General features: G+C 69.9%; 18 protein-coding genes. 7 read left to right on the top strand and 11 right to left on the bottom strand.

Features of this window, described 5'->3' with window-relative positions:
• Nucleotides 1–46 precede the first annotated feature (46 nt).
• Nucleotides 47–493: a hypothetical protein gene (locus tag OC490_RS34790; protein ID WP_262062008.1), complete on the bottom strand. Its 447-nt coding sequence runs from the start codon at nucleotides 491–493 to the stop codon at nucleotides 47–49.
• Between the two features lie 57 nt (nucleotides 494–550).
• The gene (locus OC490_RS34785) at nucleotides 551–1714 is read right to left on the bottom strand and encodes a S1 family peptidase (RefSeq protein ID WP_262062007.1); all 1164 of its coding nucleotides are present in this window, start codon (nucleotides 1712–1714) and stop codon (nucleotides 551–553) included.
• Between the two features lie 435 nt (nucleotides 1715–2149).
• Here OC490_RS34785 and OC490_RS34780 point away from each other — a divergent pair, with 435 nt between their 5' ends.
• The 4 genes from OC490_RS34780 (at nucleotide 2150) to OC490_RS34765 (ending at nucleotide 7440) form a co-directional block, all read left to right on the top strand.
• On the top strand, nucleotides 2150–3604 hold the full coding sequence (locus tag OC490_RS34780) for a PhoX family protein (RefSeq protein WP_262062006.1): 1455 nt from the start codon (nucleotides 2150–2152) through the stop codon (nucleotides 3602–3604).
• 490 nt (nucleotides 3605–4094) lie between these two features.
• Nucleotides 4095–5678, top strand: a complete 1584-nt coding sequence (locus tag OC490_RS34775; RefSeq protein WP_262062005.1) for a TROVE domain-containing protein — start codon at nucleotides 4095–4097, stop codon at nucleotides 5676–5678.
• A gap of 84 nt (nucleotides 5679–5762) precedes the next feature.
• The gene (locus OC490_RS34770) at nucleotides 5763–6410 is read left to right on the top strand and encodes a GntR family transcriptional regulator (protein WP_262062004.1); all 648 of its coding nucleotides are present in this window, start codon (nucleotides 5763–5765) and stop codon (nucleotides 6408–6410) included.
• Between the two features lie 13 nt (nucleotides 6411–6423).
• Entirely contained in the window at nucleotides 6424–7440 is a 1017-nt protein-coding gene (locus tag OC490_RS34765; RefSeq protein WP_262062003.1) for a 1-aminocyclopropane-1-carboxylate deaminase, read from the top strand.
• A gap of 10 nt (nucleotides 7441–7450) precedes the next feature.
• Here the strand turns inward: OC490_RS34765 and OC490_RS34760 are convergent, their stop codons facing one another.
• The gene (locus tag OC490_RS34760) at nucleotides 7451–8890 is read right to left on the bottom strand and encodes an MFS transporter (RefSeq protein ID WP_262062002.1); all 1440 of its coding nucleotides are present in this window, start codon (nucleotides 8888–8890) and stop codon (nucleotides 7451–7453) included.
• Between the two features lie 137 nt (nucleotides 8891–9027).
• On the opposite strand from OC490_RS34760, the gene OC490_RS34755 reads away from it, so the two are divergent.
• Nucleotides 9028–9612 carry a TetR/AcrR family transcriptional regulator gene (locus OC490_RS34755; protein WP_262062001.1) on the top strand — a complete coding sequence of 195 codons (585 nt, stop codon included), beginning with the start codon at nucleotides 9028–9030 and terminating at the stop codon, nucleotides 9610–9612.
• Nucleotides 9613–9672: 60 nt separating this feature from the next.
• On the opposite strand, the gene OC490_RS34750 is transcribed toward OC490_RS34755, so the two are convergent.
• The 7 genes from OC490_RS34750 to OC490_RS34720 all read right to left on the bottom strand — a co-directional run bounded on the left by OC490_RS34750 (nucleotide 9673) and on the right by OC490_RS34720 (nucleotide 17105).
• Nucleotides 9673–10857, bottom strand: a complete 1185-nt coding sequence (locus OC490_RS34750; RefSeq protein ID WP_262062049.1) for a TerD family protein — start codon at nucleotides 10855–10857, stop codon at nucleotides 9673–9675.
• A 114-nt stretch (nucleotides 10858–10971) separates the two neighbouring features.
• Nucleotides 10972–11961: a zinc-dependent alcohol dehydrogenase family protein gene (locus tag OC490_RS34745; RefSeq protein WP_262062000.1), complete on the bottom strand. Its 990-nt coding sequence runs from the start codon at nucleotides 11959–11961 to the stop codon at nucleotides 10972–10974.
• Nucleotides 11958–12806, bottom strand: coding sequence for a carbohydrate ABC transporter permease (locus tag OC490_RS34740; RefSeq protein WP_262061999.1), 849 nt, complete (start codon nucleotides 12804–12806; stop codon nucleotides 11958–11960). Before OC490_RS34740 ends, OC490_RS34745 begins: the two co-directional genes overlap by 4 nt.
• Nucleotides 12803–13741 carry a carbohydrate ABC transporter permease gene (locus OC490_RS34735; protein WP_262061998.1) on the bottom strand — a complete coding sequence of 313 codons (939 nt, stop codon included), beginning with the start codon at nucleotides 13739–13741 and terminating at the stop codon, nucleotides 12803–12805. Before OC490_RS34735 ends, OC490_RS34740 begins: the two co-directional genes overlap by 4 nt.
• Nucleotides 13738–15108: an ABC transporter substrate-binding protein gene (locus OC490_RS34730; protein WP_262061997.1), complete on the bottom strand. Its 1371-nt coding sequence runs from the start codon at nucleotides 15106–15108 to the stop codon at nucleotides 13738–13740. The genes OC490_RS34735 and OC490_RS34730 overlap by 4 nt, the downstream gene beginning before the upstream one ends.
• A gap of 105 nt (nucleotides 15109–15213) precedes the next feature.
• A complete protein-coding gene (locus tag OC490_RS34725; protein ID WP_262062048.1) occupies nucleotides 15214–15984 on the bottom strand; it encodes a DeoR/GlpR family DNA-binding transcription regulator in 771 nt (256 codons plus the stop codon).
• 296 nt (nucleotides 15985–16280) lie between these two features.
• Nucleotides 16281–17105: an NAD-dependent epimerase/dehydratase family protein gene (locus tag OC490_RS34720; RefSeq protein ID WP_262061996.1), complete on the bottom strand. Its 825-nt coding sequence runs from the start codon at nucleotides 17103–17105 to the stop codon at nucleotides 16281–16283.
• 228 nt (nucleotides 17106–17333) lie between these two features.
• Between OC490_RS34720 and OC490_RS34715 the strand changes: the two genes are divergently transcribed.
• Together OC490_RS34715 and OC490_RS34710 are read left to right on the top strand one after the other, a co-directional pair.
• On the top strand, nucleotides 17334–18323 hold the full coding sequence (locus OC490_RS34715) for a 5-dehydro-4-deoxyglucarate dehydratase (protein ID WP_262061995.1): 990 nt from the start codon (nucleotides 17334–17336) through the stop codon (nucleotides 18321–18323).
• On the top strand, nucleotides 18320–19483 hold the full coding sequence (locus tag OC490_RS34710; protein ID WP_262061994.1) for a hypothetical protein: 1164 nt from the start codon (nucleotides 18320–18322) through the stop codon (nucleotides 19481–19483). The genes OC490_RS34715 and OC490_RS34710 overlap by 4 nt, the downstream gene beginning before the upstream one ends.
• Here the strand turns inward: OC490_RS34710 and OC490_RS34705 are convergent.
• Nucleotides 19420–20706, bottom strand: coding sequence for an MFS transporter (locus OC490_RS34705; protein WP_262061993.1), 1287 nt, complete (start codon nucleotides 20704–20706; stop codon nucleotides 19420–19422). The two genes, OC490_RS34710 and OC490_RS34705, sit on opposite strands and share 64 nt — an antisense overlap.
• Between the last annotated feature and the right edge of the window lie 8 nt (nucleotides 20707–20714).

Here is a 20714-nt window from a genome sequence, read left to right as displayed (position 1 = left end):
GGGGTGTGGGGCCGTCGGCCTCCCCACACCCCGACCGTTCACCGCCTCAGCAGTGGTAGCTCGTCGTGTGCTTGAACGACGAGGTGTCCCCGTTGAAGCCGTACGTACCCCGGTAGGCCGGCGGGTTCTGGAACTCGCCGACGAGGGTCATCGCGTTGGCGTAGGAGCCCTGGCCGGTGCGCTTCGCGTCGAGGCGGATCGTCTCGCCCATGAAGCCGCCCGTGATGTCCCAGGGGGCGCCGCTGATGCCGGAGGTGATCTGACCGCCGGTCACGACGTGCGGGTAGGTGTTGGGGTTGTACCGCACCTCGATGGCGATGGTCATCGCTCCGTTGTGCAGTTCCAGCTTGGCGGACGCTGAAACGGCCTCGGTGGTCATGTCCTGCTGGGAGGCGAACGCCTCGTCGCGCGTCTTGACTTCCGCGCCCTGGGGATTGTGGAAGCGGTGCTCGGAGCCGGAGTGGCTCTTCTGCCGCTTGGCCTGCGTGGTCATGCTGATTCCCTCTTCCGGTACGGCTGTTGAGTGACCGTTACGGGTTCCGATCGACCGTCAGGCCAACTGCTCGGCGATCTCCACCCGCAGCAGTGCGCGGACGTTCTCGATGTGGTTGGCCACGGTGACGACCGAGGAGCCCGCGAAGAGCAGACCGGTCGCGACGTTGTCGAGGGAGGTCACCAGCGAACCGGAGTCCCCGCCCGCCGAGATGCTCGTCGTCAGCACCTGGTCCTTGAACCGGGCCGTGCCCGCCGTGCCGTAGCCGACATCGATCGTGACGTCGGTCGCGATGATCCGGCCGAAGCTGATGTTCGTCGTACGGCCGGTCTTCTTCACCAGGTCGCCGACCGAGACGTTGGCCTTGCGCCGCCAGGCGCGCGGCGCACCGCTGAAGTGCTGCTCACGGGTGGCGTCCTGGAAGTCCACGGCGCCGAGCGCGCAGTCCACCACGTTGTTGTGGCGCTCCACCGGGGTCTGCGGCGCGAACTGGATCGGGATGAACCGGTCCAGGGTCGCGAGGCGGTCCGCCGGGTCCGTGCCGCCGTCGTACGCACCGGGCTGCAGGATGGGGCTGCCCAGCTGGGCACGGTTGCAGTCGGCCAGCACGTGGTTGTTGGAGAGGACGTAGAACTTCGCGGGGGTGCCGAGGCCGGGGCCCGGCGGGTCCACGGAGGCGCCCGGCAGGAAGTCGTACACCACGCTGCCCATCGTGCCCGCGGTCACCCGAACGTTGCCGATGGAGACGCCCGAACGGGCCGGGCGCATACGCCGCTTGAGCATCTGCGGCTCGAACTGGCCGAGCCCGCCGAGCTCTTCCAGCAACGGCTGTGCGAGGCCCGCGAGTTGCTCGGACGTGCTGCTGTCGGGCTGGTAGGAGGCACCACGGTCCTCGGAGCGGCCCGAGGTCCTGCGTTGCTGCTGCTGACGCTGCGCGGCGACATGGCCGACCGCGACGACGTCGGTGGGGGTGCCGTCGTCCATCACCCGCGGGATGACATCCCGCTCGGGGAGCTGGGACTCCGGAACCTTCTGGGTCACGAACACCAGCACGGCTGTTTCGCCGGTGGCCTGTCCGTCGATCCACTTCACGCCGTGGCCGAAGCCGACGACGTTGGCCAGCGGCGACTGCGGCCGCAGGAAGTCTGAATTGGCTTGCTGGCGGGAGCTGTCACTCAGCTGACCACCAGTCGGTCCTCGCATCATCTCGGGCTGGCTCACGCCAGACCACCTCATCGGATTACGGCTCTTGGTCCCTTATGGGCTGCGACGATCGCGCCTTCTCGAAAGGGCCGTTCAAGGGGGCACTTCCCGCTCACACGGGCCGGATTCGTGAACCGGCCTTCCGCGGTGTGCTCTTCAGGTCTATGGCCGGGGGCAGGCAGAGTCAAGGCAATCTGAAATGAATCACGAATTTCGCCCCGATCCATACTTTCCATCCGATCCATCCCCTTTGACCTTGCTTTCGAAGCGACGGCCGGTCAATCCTTCCGAGGCGGAGGACTTTTGGGTCTCGTGGGAGAGTGCATACGGATTCATGGAAGAGAGACTGGTGATGTCGCTCGGTGTTCAACTCCCGTTCAGACCTGGGCGGGAGCGTGGCGCCGACCGAGGTCCGCCACCCTCCACGGCACACCCACCGTCACAGGAGACACCATGTCGCTCACCCGCAGAGACTTCGCCGCGAAATCCGCGATCACCGGTGCCGGGGTCGCCCTGGCGGGCAGCGTCGGCGCCCTCGCCACCGCCCCCAACGCCCTCGCCGCCACCGACACCGAGACCGCGGCCGAGGAGTCGGCGACCGGCTACGGCCACGGCCATGTCGGCGTCGGCTACGGCCCCCTGGTCGCCGACCCGGACGGCCTCCTCGCCCTCCCCGTCGGCTTCAAGTACCGCGTCATCACCTACAGCGGCAAGACCAAGCTGGAGTCGGGCGAGTTCACCCCCTCCAACCACGACGGCACGTCCACCTTCGACGGCCCGCGCGGCGCCACCCTCCTCGTCAACAACCACGAACTGGCCGGCCCCCGAGCCAACTGGCCCCACCCGGTTCCGCTGACCGAGGGCCTCGTCTACGACCCCGCCGCGGCCGGCGGCTGCACGGTCGTCGAGGTCCGCCGCGACCACGTCGCCGAGTGGGTCGGCATCGCCGGCACCGCCACCAACTGCGCGGGCGGCAACACCCCTTGGGACACCTGGCTCACCTGCGAGGAGACCGAGGACAAGACCGGCACCAACGGCTTCACCAAGGACCACGGCTACGTCTTCGAGGTCGACCCCGTCGACCGCCGCGCCAACCGGAACCCCAAGCCGATCAAGGCACTTGGCCGCTACGCCCACGAGGCCGTCGTCGTCGACCCCAAGCGCGGCCACCTCTACCTGACCGAGGACGCGGCCAACCCGAACGGCCTCCTCTACCGCTGGACCCCGCCCGAGCACTTCCACCACGGCCGCGGCAAGCTCCGCACTCTCGCCGACGACGCGGGCGTCCTTGAGGCCTTCAAGTGCTTCGACTCCGGCGGCAAGTTCATCGACGACCTCTCCCGCGCCACGAAGATCGGCACGGTCTACGGCGTCGACTGGGTGACCGTCCCCGACCGCGACGCGAAGTCGGTGTCGGTCCGCAAGCAGTTCGCGGCCGGCGAGGTCACCCGCGCCCGCAAGCTGGAGGGCATGTGGTGGGGTGACGGCGGCACCTACATCGTCTCCTCGTTCGCCCGCACCGAGAGCCCCGTCCAGCACGACGGCGCCGTCTGGTTCTACGACCCCAAGCGCCGCACCCTGACCCTGAAGGTGCTGATCGGCGTCAACCCCGACCCGTCCGTGGACGGCGCGTTCGACGGCCCCGACAACATCACCGTCTCCCCCTACGGCGGCCTCGTCATCGCCGAGGACGGCGAGGGCATCCAGCACCTGTTCGGCGCGACCGAGAGCGGACGCACGTACCCGATCGCCCGCAACGAACTCAACATCGGCACCGAAGAGAAGCCGGAATACAGCGAGTTCACCGGCGTGACCTTCTCGCCCGACGGCAAGACGCTCTACGCCAACATCCAGACGCCCGGCATCATGCTCGCCATCACGGGCCCCTGGAAGCGCCAGAAGAAGTAATTAATTCGTTCGCCCGACTCGCGGCCGCCTCCTAGAGTGAAGAACGTCCAGGTGCGAAGGCAGGACCTACTTCCACTGATAATGGGGCGGCCGCGGGTTCGAGTCCCGCCACCGGTACAACGCGCCGGTGTAGCTCAGGGGTTAGAGCACCTACGTCGGTTCCGCCGGCCTTGAACTCTGGACACCACAACTTCATGCACCTCCCGGTGCGCGGGCTGCGGCTACTTCTTCCAAAGAATCCCATGCCGCCGCCGATTTGATCTCGGGAGGCTCGGCATTTGGTGGGTGCCCGGTGCGCAGGCAGCGGTTACTTCGGGAACTGGTGGGGGTGAGTCCCTCATGCGGGTTCGAATCCCGTCATCGACTCAGGTCGATGTGGCGGAATGGAAGACGCGCCAGTTTATAAGCACCGCAGTCGACTTCGACCTCGGGCACTCTCCCTTTGCCGCTCCTCCCTCCGGAACACCAATGAATTCGGGGGGAATTCACCATGGCGCGATTCAACACCAAGGCGGCGAAGACCCAGCCCACTTCGCGGGTCACCTCCACGGGCCGAGTGCTCCGTACCTACCAGGGCGGCCGAGGCAGTGAGCGGGACACGCGCTCCGAGCTCTTTCTGCTCTCCGTCGCCAACTTCGTCTCCCAGCAGACCTTTTACGAGTCCGGTGCCGACCGCGACGACCGCTTCGCGACCCTCGTCCGCGAGCTCGCCGTCACCGACCCGGCCTGGACGGCCGGCCTCCTCGGCTGGCTGCGCGGCGAGGGCAACCTCCGTACGGCCTCGATCGTGGGCGCCGCCGAGTACGTGAAGGCCCGCCTCGACGCGGGCGCCACCGACGGCCCCTCGAACCGACAGGTCGTCGACTCCGTGCTCCGGCGTCCGGACGAGCCCGGCGAGCTGCTCGCGTACTGGACCACACGCTACGGCCGCAACATCCCCAAGCCCGTCAAGCGCGGTGTCGCCGACGCCGTACGACGCCTCTACGGCGGCACGTCGCTGCTGAAGTACGACACCGCGTCCAAGGGTTACCGCTTCGGCGACATCCTCAACCTGGTGCACGCGGCGCCGGACCCGGACAAGGCGTGGCAGGGCGAGCTCTTCCAGTACGCCCTGGACCGCCGGCACCACCCGGACACCGCCGTACCGCCCGCGTCGAACCGTGTCCTGACCGCGCACCGCGAGCTGATGGCGCTGCCGGTCGCGCAGCGGCGATCGGTCGTCACGGCGCCGGACGGAGCCGAGCGGCTCGTGGCGGCCGGGATGACCTGGGAGGCGCTGGCCGGCTGGCTCCAGGGCCCGATGGACAAGGCGGCCTGGGAGGCCGTGATTCCGTCCATGGGCTCGATGGCGCTGGTCCGCAACCTGCGCAACTTCGACGAGGCCGGGGTCTCGGACGAGGTTGCCGCGCGGGTCGCGGCGAAGATCAGCGACCCGGCGGAGGTCGCGCGTTCGCGGCAGTTCCCCTTCCGGTACCTCGCCGCGTACCAGCACGCGCCCTCGCTGCGCTGGGCGTACCCGCTGGAGCGGGCACTCGGCCACTCGCTGGCCAACGTGCCCGCGCTGCCGGGTCGGACGCTGGTGCTCGTGGACCGCTCGGGTTCGATGTTCTACTCGAGGCTGTCCGACCGCTCGGAGCTCAACCGGGCCGACGCGGCGGCGATCTTCGGCACGGCGCTCGCGCTGCGGGCGGCGGACGCGGACCTCGTCGAGTTCGGCACCACGAGCAAGCGCCTCGACCTCGGCGCGGGCGAGTCGGTGCTCAAGGTCCTGGGCCGCTTCGGCGACCTGGGCGGCACCGACACCACCTCGGCGGTCCGCTCGCACTACCGGGGCCAGGACCGGGTGCTGATCATCACTGACGAGCAGTACGCGTACAGCCACCACGGCGACCCGACCGAGCAGATCCCGGCCCACGTGCCGGTCTACACCTGGAACCTCGCCGGGTACCGGGCAGGCCACGGCCCGTCCGGCAAGGCGGGCCGGCACACCTTCGGCGGCCTCTCGGACGCGGCCTTCCGGATGGTTCCGCTGCTGGAGGCCGCCCGGGACGCGGACTGGCCCTGGGCTGCCTGAGCGAAGACGTGTGGCCCGCACTTCCACGGGGGGTGCGGGCCACACCCTTGTCCGACGGGAGATTGACATCTAACATTTCAGTTCATGAACGCCCTACGGCCCGTGCCGCGCACCCTCCTCCGCGACCACGCCTACGCATCCATCCGTGACGCCATCGTGGCCGGGGAGATCGAACCCGGCGCGGTGGTGCGGGACGCCGAGCTGGCCGAGCGGCTCGGGCTGTCGCGGGCGCCGGTGCGGGAGGCGTTCTCGCGGCTGGTGGAGGAGGGGCTGCTGGAGAGCAAGCCGCAGAGCTACACCCGGGTGACTCCGGTCGTGGCCGCGGAGGTGCGGGACGCCGCCGCCGTGGTCGGGGCCATGCACGAGCTGGTCACCCGGGTCGCCGTGCCCCGGCTGCGGGACACGGACCTGGACGCGATGCGCGCGGCCAACGACCGGTTCGCCGCCGCCGTGGCCGCCGGTGACGTGGACGCGGCCCTGCGCGCGGACGACGAACTCCACGACGTACCGGTACGGGTGAGCGGCAATCGAGCCGCCGCCGCCACCGTCGCCCGTTACACCCCGCTCATCCGCCGACTGGAGCGACGACGCTTCGGCGAGGGCGGCTCGTGCCGCTCGGCCGGACTGCACGAGCGGCTGATCGAGGCCTGCGCCGAAGGTGACACGGACGGTGCGGTCCGCGTCACGGCCGACATCTGGCACACCCTCGCGGACCTGGCCGACGCCGACTGACCCTGGAGATCCCATGTCCCTTTCCTCGTACGACCGTTACCCCCTCCTCTTCGGCCCCTCGCCCGTCCACCCGTTGGAGCGCCTCACCGCCCACCTCGGCGGCGCCGCCCTGTGGGCCAAGCGCGAGGACTGCAACTCCGGTGTGGCGTACGGCGGCAACAAGACGCGCAAGCTGGAGTACCTCGTCGCCGACGCCCTCGCGAAGGGCTGTGACACCCTCGTCTCGATCGGCGGCGTGCAGTCCAACCACACCCGTCAGGTCGCCGCCTGTGCCGCCCGCGCCGGGCTCAAGTGCGTGCTGATCCAGGAGAGTTGGGTGGAGTGGCCCGACTCCGTCTACGACAAGGTCGGCAACATCCTGATCAGCCGGCTCGCCGGAGCGGACGTACGCCTGGTGAAGGCGGGGTTCGGCATCGGCTTCAAGGAGAGCTGGGAGCAGGCGCTGCGTGAGGTCGAGGAGAGCGGCGGCAAGCCGTACGCCATCCCGGCCGGTGCCTCCGACCACCCGCTCGGCGGCCTCGGCTTCGCCAACTGGGCCCACGAAGTCGCCGAGCAGGAGCGGGAGTTGGGCGTCTTCTTCGACACCGTGGTGGTGTGCTCGGTGACCGGCTCCACCCAGGCCGGCATGGTTGCCGGGTTCCGGGCGATCGAGGAGGCGGGCGGGCGTGAGCGCCGCGTACTCGGCATCGACGCGTCGGCCAAGCCCGCCGAGACCCGCGAGCAGGTGGCCCGCATCGCGCACGGCACCGGCCAACTGATCGGAGTCAAGCGGGAGTTGACCGTCGACGACGTCGAACTGGACGACCGCTACCACGCCGGCATCTACGGCATCCCGGACGAGACCACCCTGGAGGCGATGCGCCTCGCCGCCCGCACCGAGGGGATGGTCACCGACCCCGTGTACGAGGGCAAGTCGATGGCCGGGATGATCGACCTCGTCGCGCGCGGCGAGATCGGCCGGGACTCCACGGTGCTCTACGCCCACCTCGGCGGACAGCCCGCGCTGAACGCGTACAGCGCGCTGTTCTAGACCCCTTGTCCTAGGCCCCCTCGGTCTTCTTCCCGGTGATCACGAACGCCGACACCAGCAGCGCGGTCAGGGCGATCAGCGCGCCGACGCCGAACGCCCGGGCCGAGCCGTGGACGAGGATGTCGGACGGCGATCCGGTCGCGTGCCGGGTCGCCGTGCCGAACACCGTGACCAGGATGGCCAGTCCGAGGGTGCCGCCGAGCCACTGGAGGGTCTGCAGGAGGCCCGACGCGGCGCCCGCCTCGCGAGGCTCGATGCCCGCGAGGATCGTCGCGTTGAGCGGCATGAAGCTGAGGCCGACGCCCACGCCCATCAGGACGAGCGGCCCGAGGAGTCCGGTCAAGTAGCCGTCATCGGGGCTGAGTTGTGAGAGCCAGCCCGCCGAGGTGGCGAGCAGGGCCATGCCGGTGAGCAGAACCGGCTTGGCGCCGAAGCGGGCCAGCAGGCGCGGTACGAAGCGGACCACCGTGAAGATCGCCAGGGTGATCGGCAGAAAGGCGAAGCCCGTGCGCAACGGGCTGTAGTCCAGGACCCGTTGGCTGATCAGGGTGAGGAAGTAGAACGCGCCGAACATGCCCGCCGGCAGCAGCAGGACGCCCGCGTAGCCGCCCGCGCGGTTGCGGTCCGCGAACAGGCGCAGCGGCATGATGGGTTGGGCGGCCCGGGACTCGACCAGGGTGAAGCCCACCAGCAGGGCCGCCGCCGCGCTGAAGCCCAACTGCGCCTGGAGATCGCCCCAGCCGTCCGACGAGACCCGGATGAACGCATACACCAGTGAGCTCATCCCGGCGGTGCCGGTGAGTGCGCCCGCGGCGTCGAACCGGCCAGCGTGGCGCGGGGTTTCGCCGACGAAGCGGGGAAGCGCGAGGGCCACCGCGATGCCGATCGGCACGTTGATCAGCAGGGCCCAGCGCCAGGATGCCCACGAGGTCAGCATGCCGCCGACGACCAGTCCTATCGACCCTCCGATGCCGGCCATGGAGGTGTAGATGCCGAGCGCGTGGTGGCGGCGCGGGCCCTCCGGGAAGTTGGTGGTGATCAGGGCGAGGGTGTTGGGCGCGATCAGCGCGGCGCCCATGCCCTGCACCGCGCGGGCCGCGAGCAGCCAGGCGCTGTCGGTGGCCAGTCCGCCGAGCAGGGAGGACGAGGCGAAGAGCAGGACGCCGATCGTGAGCGTGCGGCGGCGGCCGACGATGTCTCCGATCCGGCTGCCCAGGAGGAGCAGTCCGCCGAAGGCCAGGGTGTAGGCGTTCAGGACCCAGGACAGGCCGGTGGGGCTGAAGGCGAGGTTCTTCTGGATGTCGGGCAGTGCGACGTTGACGACGGTGGAGTCGACGCCGACCATCAGATACGCGGTCACGATGACGAAGAGGACGGTGCCGAGCCTGGCGGGCCCGGGTGGTGCGGAGAGAGGATCGGCGGTGGTGGACGGTGCGGACGGGGTGGACATGGAGTTCTCCCGGTCTGGCGTCCCCGGCTGAGAGGCGTGCGGGCAGCGCGGACTGCCCGCCAAGATAAGCGGGGACTGTCTCCGTTTAGTACTCGGTAAGATACGGAGAGAGTCCCCGGTTCGCAAGGAGTATCTGGATGACGCAGGTCAGACCCATGCGCGCGGACGCCCGGCGCAACTACGACCGCCTGCTGAAGGTGGCGGCCGAGGCGTTCGCCGAGCACGGGGAGAACGCTTCGCTCGACGACATCGCGAAGCGCGCGGGGGTCGGATCGGGCACGCTCTACCGGCATTTCCCGACCCGGCAGGATCTGCTGGAGGCGGCCTACGTCGACCGGATCGAGGCGCTCTCGGCCCGCGCGGACGAGATCGCGAAGGAACTCCCGCCCGGCGAGGCGCTGGTCGAGTGGCTGTACTGGGTCGGCCTCGGCATGATTCAAGTGCGCGGCATGAAGGCGCTGTTGGGGTCGGCCGTCACCGATGGCAGCCAGGCCGCGCTCACGGCATGCGCCGGCTCCATGAAGGGCGCGGCGCAGCGGCTGGTCGAGGCGGCACAGCGGGAGGGGACCCTGCGCCAGGACGTCGAGCCGATCGAGATCCTGCGGCTGGCCCACGGGGTGTCCACGGCTTCCGAACTGGCGGACGGCCAGGGGAAGTTCATCCGCCGTTATCTGTCCCTGCTGACGGACGGGCTACGGCCTGCCGCCGCCCAGGGGGAATGAACGCCGGGCGCCCCTTGGCCAGGGGCGCCCGCAGCGGTCGTAGGACTGTGTCTGTGGTGGTTACAGTGCTTGGGCCGCCGGCTTCACCATGCCGCGTACCGTGCGGGACTTCACGAAGTCGCCCATCGCGGTCATGTCCCATTCGCCGGAGAACTGCTTGACCAGCTTGGCCATCATGACGCCGGTCTGGGCCTCGGCGTTGGTGAGGTCGAAGCGGACCAGTTCCTCGCCGGTCGCGGCGTCCAGGAGGCGGCAGTAGGCCTTGGCGACCTCGGTGAACTTCTGGCCGGAGAAGGAGTTGACCGTGAAGACCAGGCCGGTGACCTCCTGGGGGATGCGGCCGAGGTCGACCACGATCACCTCGTCGTCACCGCCGCCCTCGCCGGTGAGGTTGTCGCCGGAGTGCTTGATCGCGCCGTTCAGGATCGACAGCTTGCCGAAGTAGCAGCTGTCGACGTGGTTGCGCTGCGGGCCGTAGGCGATGACCGAGGCGTCCAGGTCGATGTCCTTGCCGCGGAACGCGGGCTCCCAGCCGAGGCCCATCTTGACCTGGGAGAGGAGTGGCCGGCCGCCCTTGACCAGGGACACCGTCTGGTTCTTCTGGAGGCTGACGCGGCCCTTGTCGAGGTTGATCTTCCCGGCGCCGAGCGGCGGTGCGGCGGGCGGGGCCGGGGGAGCGGCGGGTACCGGGGGTGCCACCGGGGTCTGCACCGTGGGTGCCGGCGGGGCCACCGGAGCCGGAGCCGCGGCCGGTTCCTCCACCGAGACGCCGAAGTCCGTCGCGATGCCCGCCAGGCCGTTCGCATAGCCCTGGCCGACCGCGCGGGCCTTCCAGACGCCGTTGCGCAGATAGATCTCCACGACCACGAGTGCCGTCTCGGCGCCGAGCTGCGGGGGCGTGAAGGTGCCCAGGACGCTGTTGTCGTCCGCGTTGCGGATCGTCGCCGTGGGCTCGATGCCCTGGAAGCTCTGGCCGGCCGCGTCCGGGCTGGCGGTGACGACGATCTTCTCGATGCCCGGCGGGACGGCGCCGGTGTCGACGATGATCGCGTCGGGTGCCGTACCGCCGCCGGAGCGGTAGGTCACGCCGGGGCCTGCCGGCTGGTTGTAGAAGATGAAGTCGTCGTCGGAGCGCACCTTGCCGTCGCCCGTGAGCAGCAGGCCCGATACGTCGAGCCGCACCGGGGCGGCGACGTCCACCGTCACGCGCGCGGCGGAGAGAGGGATGTTCGAGCCGGGGGTCATAGCTGTCATGCCTCGTGAACGACCGAGACCATTTTGCCGTTCCCTTACCAAGTGACCAATTGGCCAAGCTTTGGAACTACCGGCCCGAATCCCGTCGACCGCCTGTCGATTTCCCTAGGGAATCACCACGATCTTCCGTCCCACCCCCGCCGCGAACTGCTCCAGCGCCTCCGGATACCGCTCCAGCTCTATCCGGTCGCTGATGAAGATCCCGGGGTCGAGGACTCCGTTCGCGAACAGCTCCGCCGCCCGCTCGAAGCTGTGCAGCACCGCCATGGAGCCGGTGATGGTGATCTCCTGGTTGTAGATGCGGTACGGGTCGATCGACACCCGGGTCGCGTAGTCGGCCACCCCGAACTGCAGGAACGTGCCCGCCTTCGCCACCCGGTCCAGGCCGTCCTGGATCGCCGCCGCGTTGCCGGTCGCGTCGATCACGAGGTCCCAGCCCTGCGGCCGGTCCAGCTCGTCCGCGTTCGCCGCCGACCCGGAGACACCGAGCGTGCGGGCCGTCTCCAGGCGGGCCGGGTTCAGGTCCACGATGTCGACGCTCGCCGCGCCGGTCCGCTTGGCCAGCTCCAGCATCATCAGGCCCATGGTCCCGGAGCCGTAGATCAGGACATGGGCGCCCAGGCGGGACTGGAGGACGTCGTAGCCGCGCACCGCGCAGGAGAGCGGTTCGATCAGGGCCGCGTCCTCGGTGCGCACGTGCTCGGGCAGCTTCACGCAGTTCGCCACCGGGGCCAGCGCGTACTGGGCCGCGCCGCCCGCCGTGGTGACGCCGATCGCGGCCCAGCGTTCGCAGAGGTTGTTGTGGCCGTTGCGGCACTGCCGGCACTCGAAGCAGTAGAGAGACGGGTCCACTGCCACCTGGTCGCCGACCGAGACCTCGGTGACCTGGGTGCCGACCGCGACGATCTCGCCCGCGAACTCGTGGCCCGGCACGATCGGCAGCTTGGGCGCGAACTCGCCCTGGAGGATGTGCAGATCGGTGCCGCAGAGGCCGCACGCGGCGACCTCGACGACGACCTCGCGGGGACCCGGCGTCGGGTCGGGGACCTCGATGACGACGGCGCGGCCCACGGACTCGATGACGGCGGCCTTCATTTGACGGCTCCCAGGGAGAGGCCCTGGACCAGCTTGTCCTGGGCGGCGAACCCCGCGGCGAGCACCGGCAGGGAGATGACGAGCGACGCGGCGCACACCTTCGCCAGGAACAGGCCCTGACTGGTGATGAAGCCGGTCAGGAACACGGGCGCGGTCTCGGCGACGACACCCGTGAGGACCCGGGCGAACAGCAGCTCGTTCCAGCTGAAGATGAAGCAGATCAAGGCGGTTGCCGCGATCCCCGGGAGGGCGATCGGGGCCACCACGCGCGCGAGGATGGTCGGCAGCCGGGCACCGTCGATCTGTGCCGCCTCGATGATGGCGACCGGGACCTCCGCGAGGAAGGACTGCATCATCCACACCGCGATCGGCAGGTTCATCGAGGTGTAGAGGATGACCAGGAGCCAGATGTTGTCCAGCATCCCGGCGTTCTTCGCGAAGAGGTAGATCGGCAGCAGGCCCGCCACCACCGGAAGCATCTTCGTGGACAGGAAGAAGAACAGGACGTCGGTCCACTTCTTCACCGGGCGGATCGACAGCGCGTAGGCCGCGGGGAACGCCAGCAGCAGCACGAAGAGCGTCGAAGCCACGGACGCGACAAGGGAGTTGACCAGCGCGGGCCAGGGGCTCGCGCCGCCGCCCGTGCCGAAGAACTCCCGGTAGCCGTCCAGGGTGAGGGCGGCCCCGAAGGACGGCGGATTGGTCGCCGCGTCGGTCTCCGAGTGGAAGGACGTCAGCGCCATCCAGGCGATGGGCAGGAAGAACACGATGCCCAGGAGCCAGGCCACCAGGCCGAGCCCCGAGCCTTTGCGGCGGGCACGCGCGCGTACGGCGATGCTGCTCATGCGCGGGACGCCTCCTCACGGAACAGGGACGACACGACCCGCAGGGCGAAGGTCGCGATGATGATCGAGCCGATGACGACCAGGACGCCGGCCGCCGAGGCGAGGCCGTTCTCGTGGGCCTGGTAGAAGCTCTGGTAGACGGTGTAGGGCAGGTTGGCTGTGCCCAGACCGCCGGACGTGATGGTGAAGACCGCGTCGAAGTTCTGGACGATGTAGATCGAGCCCAGCAGGGCGCCGAGTTCGAGATAGCGGCGCAGATGGGGAAGCGTCAGATAGCGGAAGACCTGCCAGTCGCTCGCGCCGTCCACCTTCGCGGCCTCGATCTGCTGGTGGTCGCGGCTCTGCAGCCCGGCCAGCAGGATCAGCATCATGAACGGCGTCCACTGCCACACGAGCGAGGCCTCCACGGCGAGCAGCGGGGTGTTGGAGATCCAGTCCGGCTGTGGGCCGCCCACATAGTGCAACAGCCCATTGAGCAGGCCGTATTCAGGGTTGTAGAGCACATGCTTCCAGAGCAGGGCCGCGGCCACCGGCACCACCAGGAACGGGGCGATCAGCAAGGTGCGGACGAAGCCCCGGCCGCGGAACCTGCGGTCCAGGAGCAGCGCGAGGAGCAGGCCCAGGACCAGGCTGGCCACCACCACCGCGACGGTGAGCAGGACGGTCGTCCACACCGAGTGGCGCAGGTCGGCGTCGCTGAGGACCTGCTGGTAGTTGTCGAAACCGGTGAAGTGCCGGGCCTTCGGATAGAGCGCGTTCCAGTCGAAGAAGGAGATCACCAGCGTGGCCACGAACGGGAGTTGGGTCACGACGATCATGAAGACCAGGGCGGGGAGCAGCGGGGCACGGGTGGCCCAGGCGCGCAGCCTGTCCGAGGGCGGACGCGCGGTGCGGGTCGGAGTGGCGGCCAGAGGGGCCGTTGTCGTGGCGGTCATCGTCCCTCGTACTCCTTGGAGATCTTCTCGGCGAGCTTCTGGGACTTCTTCAGGGCCGAGTCGACGGACTGGCGTCCGGCGATGGCCGAACTGATCTCCTGGGAGACCTTCGTACCGAGGTCGGTGAACTCGGGGATGTCGACGAACTGGATGCCGGGCGCGGGCCGCGGCTGCACACCCGGGTCGTTGGGCTTGGCGCCCTCGATGGCCGCCTTCGTCTGCTCCTGGAAGGCGGCGGCCTCTTTCACGTACTCGGGGTTCGTGTACGTCGAAGCCCGCTTGCCGGCCGGCACGTTGGCCCAGCCGTCCGTCTCGCCGACCAGCTGCTCGTACTGCTTGCTGGACGCCCAGGACACGAACTTCCAGGCCTTGTCGGAGTTGTGGGACGCCTTCTGGATGCCCCAGGCCCACGTGTAGAGCCAGCCCGAGGAGTCGGTCTTCTCGACCGGCGCGGGAACATAGCCGATCTTGCCCTTCACCGGGGAGCCCTTGGCCTCCAGTGAGCCCGCCGCCGAGGTGGCGTCGTACCACATGGCGACCTTGCTCTGGGTGATGTTGTTGAGGCACTCGGCGAATCCGGACTGGGCCGCGCCGGACTCGCCGTGCTTGCGGACCAGGTCGACATAGAACTTCGTCGCCTGCTCGAACGCGGGGGAGTCGAGCTGCGCCTTCCAGTCCTTGGTGAACCAGGTGCCGCCGAAGGTGTTCACGACGGTCGTCAGGGGCGCCATCAGCTCGCCCCAACCGGGCAGCCCGCGCAGGCAGATGCCTTTCATCCCGGGCTTCGCGCCGTCGACCTTGGCAGCGATGTCGGCCACCTGGGTCCAGGTCGGGTGCGCGGGCATGGTGAGGCCCTTGTCGGCGAGCACGTCCTTGCGGTACATCAGGAAGGACGACTCGCCGTAGAACGGCTGCCCGTAGAGCTTGCCGTCGTCTGCGGTCAGGGACTCCCGCATCGGCTTGAGGATGTCCTGCTCGTCGTAGGCGGGGTCCTTGGCGACGTACGAGTCCATCTCGTGCAGCCAGCCGTTGCGGGCGTAGATCGGGATCTCGTAGTTGGAGAGGGTCGCCACGTCGTACTGGCCGGCCTGGTTGGCGAAGTCCTGGCTGATCTTGTCGCGGACGTCGTTCTCGGGCAGCACCGTGAAGTTGACCTTGATGCCGGTCTCCTTCGTGAACTGCGGGGCCAGCTTCTGGAGTTCGGTCATCTGGGGGTTGTTGACCATCAGGACGTTGATCGAGTTGCCGCCTGATCCGGCGCCGCCCGCTCCGACCCAGCAGCCGGAGAGCAGCGGGGCGAGCAGCGTCCCTACGGCGGCCAGGGCGAGCGTGGCTCGCGGCGGCCGTCGTCGGCTCTGGGTTCGCATGGATCGCTCCTGCAGATATGGGGAGAAAAAGGGTGCGCACGGGAATGGCACACCCTTGGTGGGTGAGTTGGGATTTCAAACTGCGCGCCGGACGCTCAGGGCGTGCTAGACGCGGATGACCTGTGGCCCCAGCAAGGAGTACCGGTGGGCTTCGGCCGACGGGAGCAGCGTGCTCGTGACGATCGTCTCCAGGGCGCCGATCTCGGCGAACCTGCAGAAGCTGACCGCCCCGAACTTGGTGTGCACACCGGCGAACACGGTGCGCCGGGCGGCGCGGATGGCCTGTGCCTTGACCTCGCTGACGGCGGGGTCCGGTGTGGTCAGGCCGTGTTCGCGGGAGATGCCGTTGGCGCCGATGAAGGCGAGGTCGAGGACGAAGCCGGCGAGCATCTTCGTCGTCCAGTGGTCCACGGTGGCGAGGGTGCCGTGCCGGACCCGGCCGCCGAGCAGCAGCACCGAGGTGTTCTCGGACTCGGCGAGTACACCCGCGACGGGCAGGGACGCGGTGACCACGGTCAGCGGCAGGTCCCTGGGCAGTGCCTCGGCGATGAGCTGGGGGGTGAAGCCCTCGTCGACGAAGACCGTCTCGGCGTCCCCGAGCAGCTCGGCCGCGGCGACCGCGATCCGGCGCTTCTCTGGGACATGGCTCGTGGCGCGGAAGGCGAGCGTCGTCTCGAAACCGGCGCTCTCCACGGGGTAGGCGCCGCCATGGGTCCTGCGGACCAGCCCGTGGTCCTCCAGGGCGCGCAGATCGCGCCGTACGGTCTCCTTGGCCACGCCCAGCTCGGCGGCGAGCGCGGTGACGTCGACCGAGCCGGTGCGGCGCGCGGCCCGCACGATCTCCCGCTGACGTTCTTCCGCCGAACTCGTCCCCATGGCCGACACCGCCTTCCCGCTCACCTGGAGTACTGCCCGTTCGGGCCCGGTGGGACCCTTGGGGGAAGTTCTACAGCCGGTGCGCGGCACTGACCAGGCCTGTTGCACGCCCGATGCTGCCCGTGTGTGACCGTTTACCGCGTGCCGTGCCCGTCGCGGACCTGCACGGCTGTCCGTCGGGGCGTGAGATCGGGCAGCGTCCGCGCCCGAACATGCCGACGGGCGGGCCCGTTCGGTGCCCGCCCGCCGCCGCGAAGGTACTTTTCCCGTCAGTACGACCGAATGTACGGCCCGTGTCAGTACGGCCAGATCGGCGGGTCGTTCACGAAGTGGCCGCCGAGATAGGCGTGCGCCTCGACGCCCGGCTCCAGCTCGCCCTGCTCGGCGATCAGCTTCTCGGCGTACGGCTCGGAGTCGTCCCGCGGCTCGTAACCGAGCGCCCGCGCGGTGGACAGGTCCCACCACAGACGGGTGTTGGCGGAGGAGCCGTAGACGATCGTGTGCCGTACGTCCTCGGCGGTCAGGGCCGCGTGGAAGAGACGGGCGCCGTCGGCGGGGCTCATCCAGATCGACAGCATGCGCACGCTGCTGGGCTCCGGGAAGCAGGAGCCGATGCGCACGGAGACGGTCTCCAGGCGGTGCTTGTCCCAGTAGAGCTGCGCCAGGTCCTCACCGAAGGACTTGGACAGGCCGTAGAAGGTGTCGGGGCGGTGCGGGGTGTCGATCGGGATCAGCACGCTTGAATCAAGAGGTGTGTCGCCCTGGGGGCGCGGGGTGTAGCCGACCGCGTGGTTGGAGGAGGCGAAGACGATGCGGCCGACGCCCTCCTCGCGGGCGGCCTCGTAGAGGTTGTACGTGCCCTCGATGTTCGACGTGAGGATCTTGTCGAAGGAGGCTTCCAGGGAGATGCCGGCGAGATGGATGATCGCGTCGACGCCCCGCACGGCCTCGCGGAGCGCCGCCTTGTCGGAGAGGTCGGCGGTGATCGCGTCCGGCTCGCCCTCGATCGGGCGCAGATCCAGCAGCCGCAGTTCGTAGCCGTACGCGGGGAGCAGCTCCCGCATCAGGGTGCCGAGCCCGCCTGCGGCGCCGGTGAGCAGAACGGTGCGGGGAGCGGGCATCCTCGGTCTCCTTGAGGGATCGGACTCATCCATGGACGGCATTCACATGCATGGACAAGCTAGAGATCGGTCGCAGTGCCCGTCAAGTGTGGCGCGGACCTGGGAAATCCGCTCCCCTGTTGCTCATTCGCGCGCTTGACCCACCCTGAGGCGGCTCCTTAGGGTGAGGTTGTTCAGAGATGTAGACATTGATCAGAAGAACGTACGCGCTTGTTCAAGGGAGAGCCCGTGACGCCAGCCCCTCTCGCCGACCGGCTCAGTATCCCCAGCGGGCCGCTGTTCTTCCCCGTCACCGCGTACGGCCCCGACGGCGCCGTCGATCTCGACGTGTACCGCGCGCATGTCCGCCAGGGCGTCGAGGCCGGCGCCGCCGCCGTGTTCGCGTGCTGCGGCACCGGCGAGTTCCACGCGCTGCTGCCCGAGGAGTTCGAGGCGTGTGTGCGGGCCGCCGTGGAGGCGGCCGAGGGCCGGGTGCCGGTGGTCGCGGGCGCGGGCTACGGCACCGCGCTCGCCGTACGGTACGCACGGCTCGCGGAGGCCGCCGGGGCGGACGGGCTGCTCGCCATGCCGCCGTACCTGGTGGTCGCCGGGCAGGAGGGACTGTTGCGGCACTACCGCGAGGTGGCCGCGGCGACCGCGCTGCCTGTCATCGTCTACCAGCGCGACAACGCCGTGTTCACCCCGGCCACGGTCGTCGAACTCGCCCGCACCGAGGGCGTCATCGGGTTCAAGGACGGCCTCGGCGACCTCGACCTGATGCAGCGGATCGTGAGCACCGTACGCACCGAAGTCCCGGGCGACTTCCTGTACTTCAACGGACTGCCCACCGCCGAACAGACCCAGCTCGCCTACCGGGGCGTCGGCATCACCCTCTACTCGTCCGCCGTGTTCTGCTTCGTCCCCGAGATCGCGCTCGCCTTCCACCGGGCCCTCGCGACCGGCGACGACACCACGGCGAACCGTCTCCTGGACGGCTTCTACCGGCCGTTCGTCGAACTGCGCGCCCAGGGACGCGGTTACGCGGTCTCGCTCGTCAAGGCGGGCGTACGGATGCGAGGTCTGGACGTCGGCGAGGTCCGCCCGCCGCTGACCGAACCGACCGAGGATCACGTCAAACAGCTCGCTCAACTCATCGAGCGCGGCTACACATTGATCGAAGCGCCGATCGAAGCGCAGATCGAGGCACAGCCGGAGTCGCAGATCGAGGAGGGCGTGTGAAGGCGTCGGCGTTCGTCTATCCCTGGGACGTCAACGGCGACCCGGAGGCGGGCAAGAGGATCGCCGCCCTCGGCGTCCGGCAGGCGACCCTCGCCTCCGCGTACCACTCCACGCGCGCGTTGACCCCGCGTCACCCGCGCCACCGCGTCGTCACCGCCGAGCACGCCGCCGTCCTGTACCCGCCGGACTCCCGTTGGCAGGAGCGGGAGTTGAGGCCGTACGCGGCCGGCGACTGGGCGCCAGGCGACGCCTACGGGGAGGCCGCCGGTGCCCTTGCGGACGCGGGCCTGGAAGTGCACACCTGGGTCGTCCTCGCCCACAACTCCCGCCTGGGCGCGGAACACCCGGACACCTCTGTGGTCAACGCCCACGGCGACCGCTACCCCTGGGCACCCTGCATCGCCCAACCGGCCACGCGCGCATACCTCGTCGACCTCGCCGCCGAAGCGGCCGTACGCCCCGGCGCGCACGGCACCGAGCTGGAGTCCCTGGGCTGGTACGGCCTCGCCCATCTGCACGCCCACGACAAGACCGGCGGAATCCCCCTCGGGGACGCGGGCCAGTACCTGATGTCCCTGTGCTTCTGCCCGACCTGCCGGGAGGGCTACGGCGAACAGGGCCTCGACGCCGAGGAGTTGGCGGCGACGGTACGTGCCGCGCTGGAACCGGTGTGGCAGGGGGCGCCCTCCGACGGCGGCTGGGCGGGGGTCGGGAAACTCCTCGGCGAGGCGAACGCGACGGCCACGCGCGCGTGGCGAGACGACCGGGCCCGCACACTCCAGGAGACGGCGGTCGCCGCGGTCCGGGCCGCCGCACCGGCCGACTTCCAGGTACTGCTGCACGCGGACCCGGAGTCGTACCACTGCGGCGCCAACGCCGGGGTGGACCCCGGGCACATCCTCTCGGTGGCCGACGGTGTGGTGGTCCCCTGCACGGGCGGCGCGGGCCTGCTGACCCCGTTCGCCGAACAGGGCCGGGACGAGGCCGTGTTGGCGGCCAACTTCACGGTGGTCTCCGGGATGGGGGGACGCCCGGGGGCACTCGCGGCGGACGCGGCACGGGCACGCGGCCTCGGGGCGACGGAACTGCGCCTGTATCACGCGGGGTTGGCGTCGGACGGAGACCTGTCGGAGGTACGGTCGGCGCTGGCCGGGCTCTGATCCGGGGACGGGCTCCTCCCGAACAGTGCCGGAAACGCGCCCGTCCCAACCAGCGCCAACCACGCCCCCGTTGTGAGCAGAGCCAGCCCGACCAGGGGCAACAGCAGCCGGAAGTCGGCCAGTTCGACCAGTGCCGCGCCCGCCGCCAGGCCGATCACGTTCGGGGTGAAGAGCAGCGTGTTGGCGGTGGCCGTCGCCCGGCCCAGCAACGGCCCCGGCACCTCGCGCTGCACGGCGGTGAACGCGGCGATCAGTACGCACGGGAGCCCCAGACCGACCGCCGCGCCGCCCACCAGGACCACCGGGTCGGACGGCACCGCCCGCGCGGCCACCCCGACCGCCGCGAGGGCGATCCCGGCCGCCCCGAACCGGCGCTCGCCGAGCCGTCGTAGCGCGGGCCCGGAGACCAGGCCGACCGTCGCCGAGCCGATGCCCTGGGCCGCGTACAGCACCCCCGTGTAGGCGGGAGCGTGCCCCAGGGCCTCGACGATCGCGTAGCTCGTCGAACTGGTCAGGGAGGCGAGGAACATCATGGTCCCGCCCGCCAGGACCAGCGGGCGCAGCCGGGGACGGCCCCACAACTCGCGGACGCCCTCGGCGGTTTGGGTCCGCCAGTCGCCGGCGGGGCGCCGGGGCCGCTCCTCGTGCGCGCGCACGAACAGCCACAGGCCCGCCGCCAGTGCGCACGTCGTCGCGTCCAGACAGGCCACCGCGGGCCCGCCGAACGCTGTGTACAGGCCCGCGCCCGTCAGCGGCGCGACCAGCTTCATGCCCTCCACCGCCGTCATCCGCAGCCCGTTGAAGTCACCGAGGAGATCCGGGTCCACCACGGCGGCGACGAGGGCCGACTCGGCGGGGTCCTGCACGACGATGACGGTGCCGTAGACGAACAGGACGGTGAACAGGAGCCACAGGTCGGCGCGGGAGTCGACGGCGAAGAGGCTGAGGAGGAGCGCGGCCAGGCCGAGGTTCGTCCGGATCAGCAGGGGCTTGCGGCGGACGCGGTCCGCGATCGTGCCGAGGGCCGGGCCGCCCAGGGTCGGCGCCCAGACCGCGAACACGCACAGCGCGGCCAGACCGTTCGAGCCGCTGAGGTCCTTCACCCACACGCCGGCCGCCAGCCCCAGCGCGGACGTGCCGAAGGCGGACACCACCAGACCCGTGAAATACAGCCCCGCGTTCCGGTCCCGGAGGATGCGGGTCACCGTCCAGTTCTTCGTCATGCCTGGTC

This window comes from Streptomyces sp. STR69 (assembly GCF_024519455.1).
In the GTDB taxonomy this organism is placed as follows: Bacteria; Actinomycetota; Actinomycetes; order Streptomycetales; family Streptomycetaceae; genus Streptomyces.
This window is presented reverse-complemented; position numbering and strand designations above follow the sequence as displayed.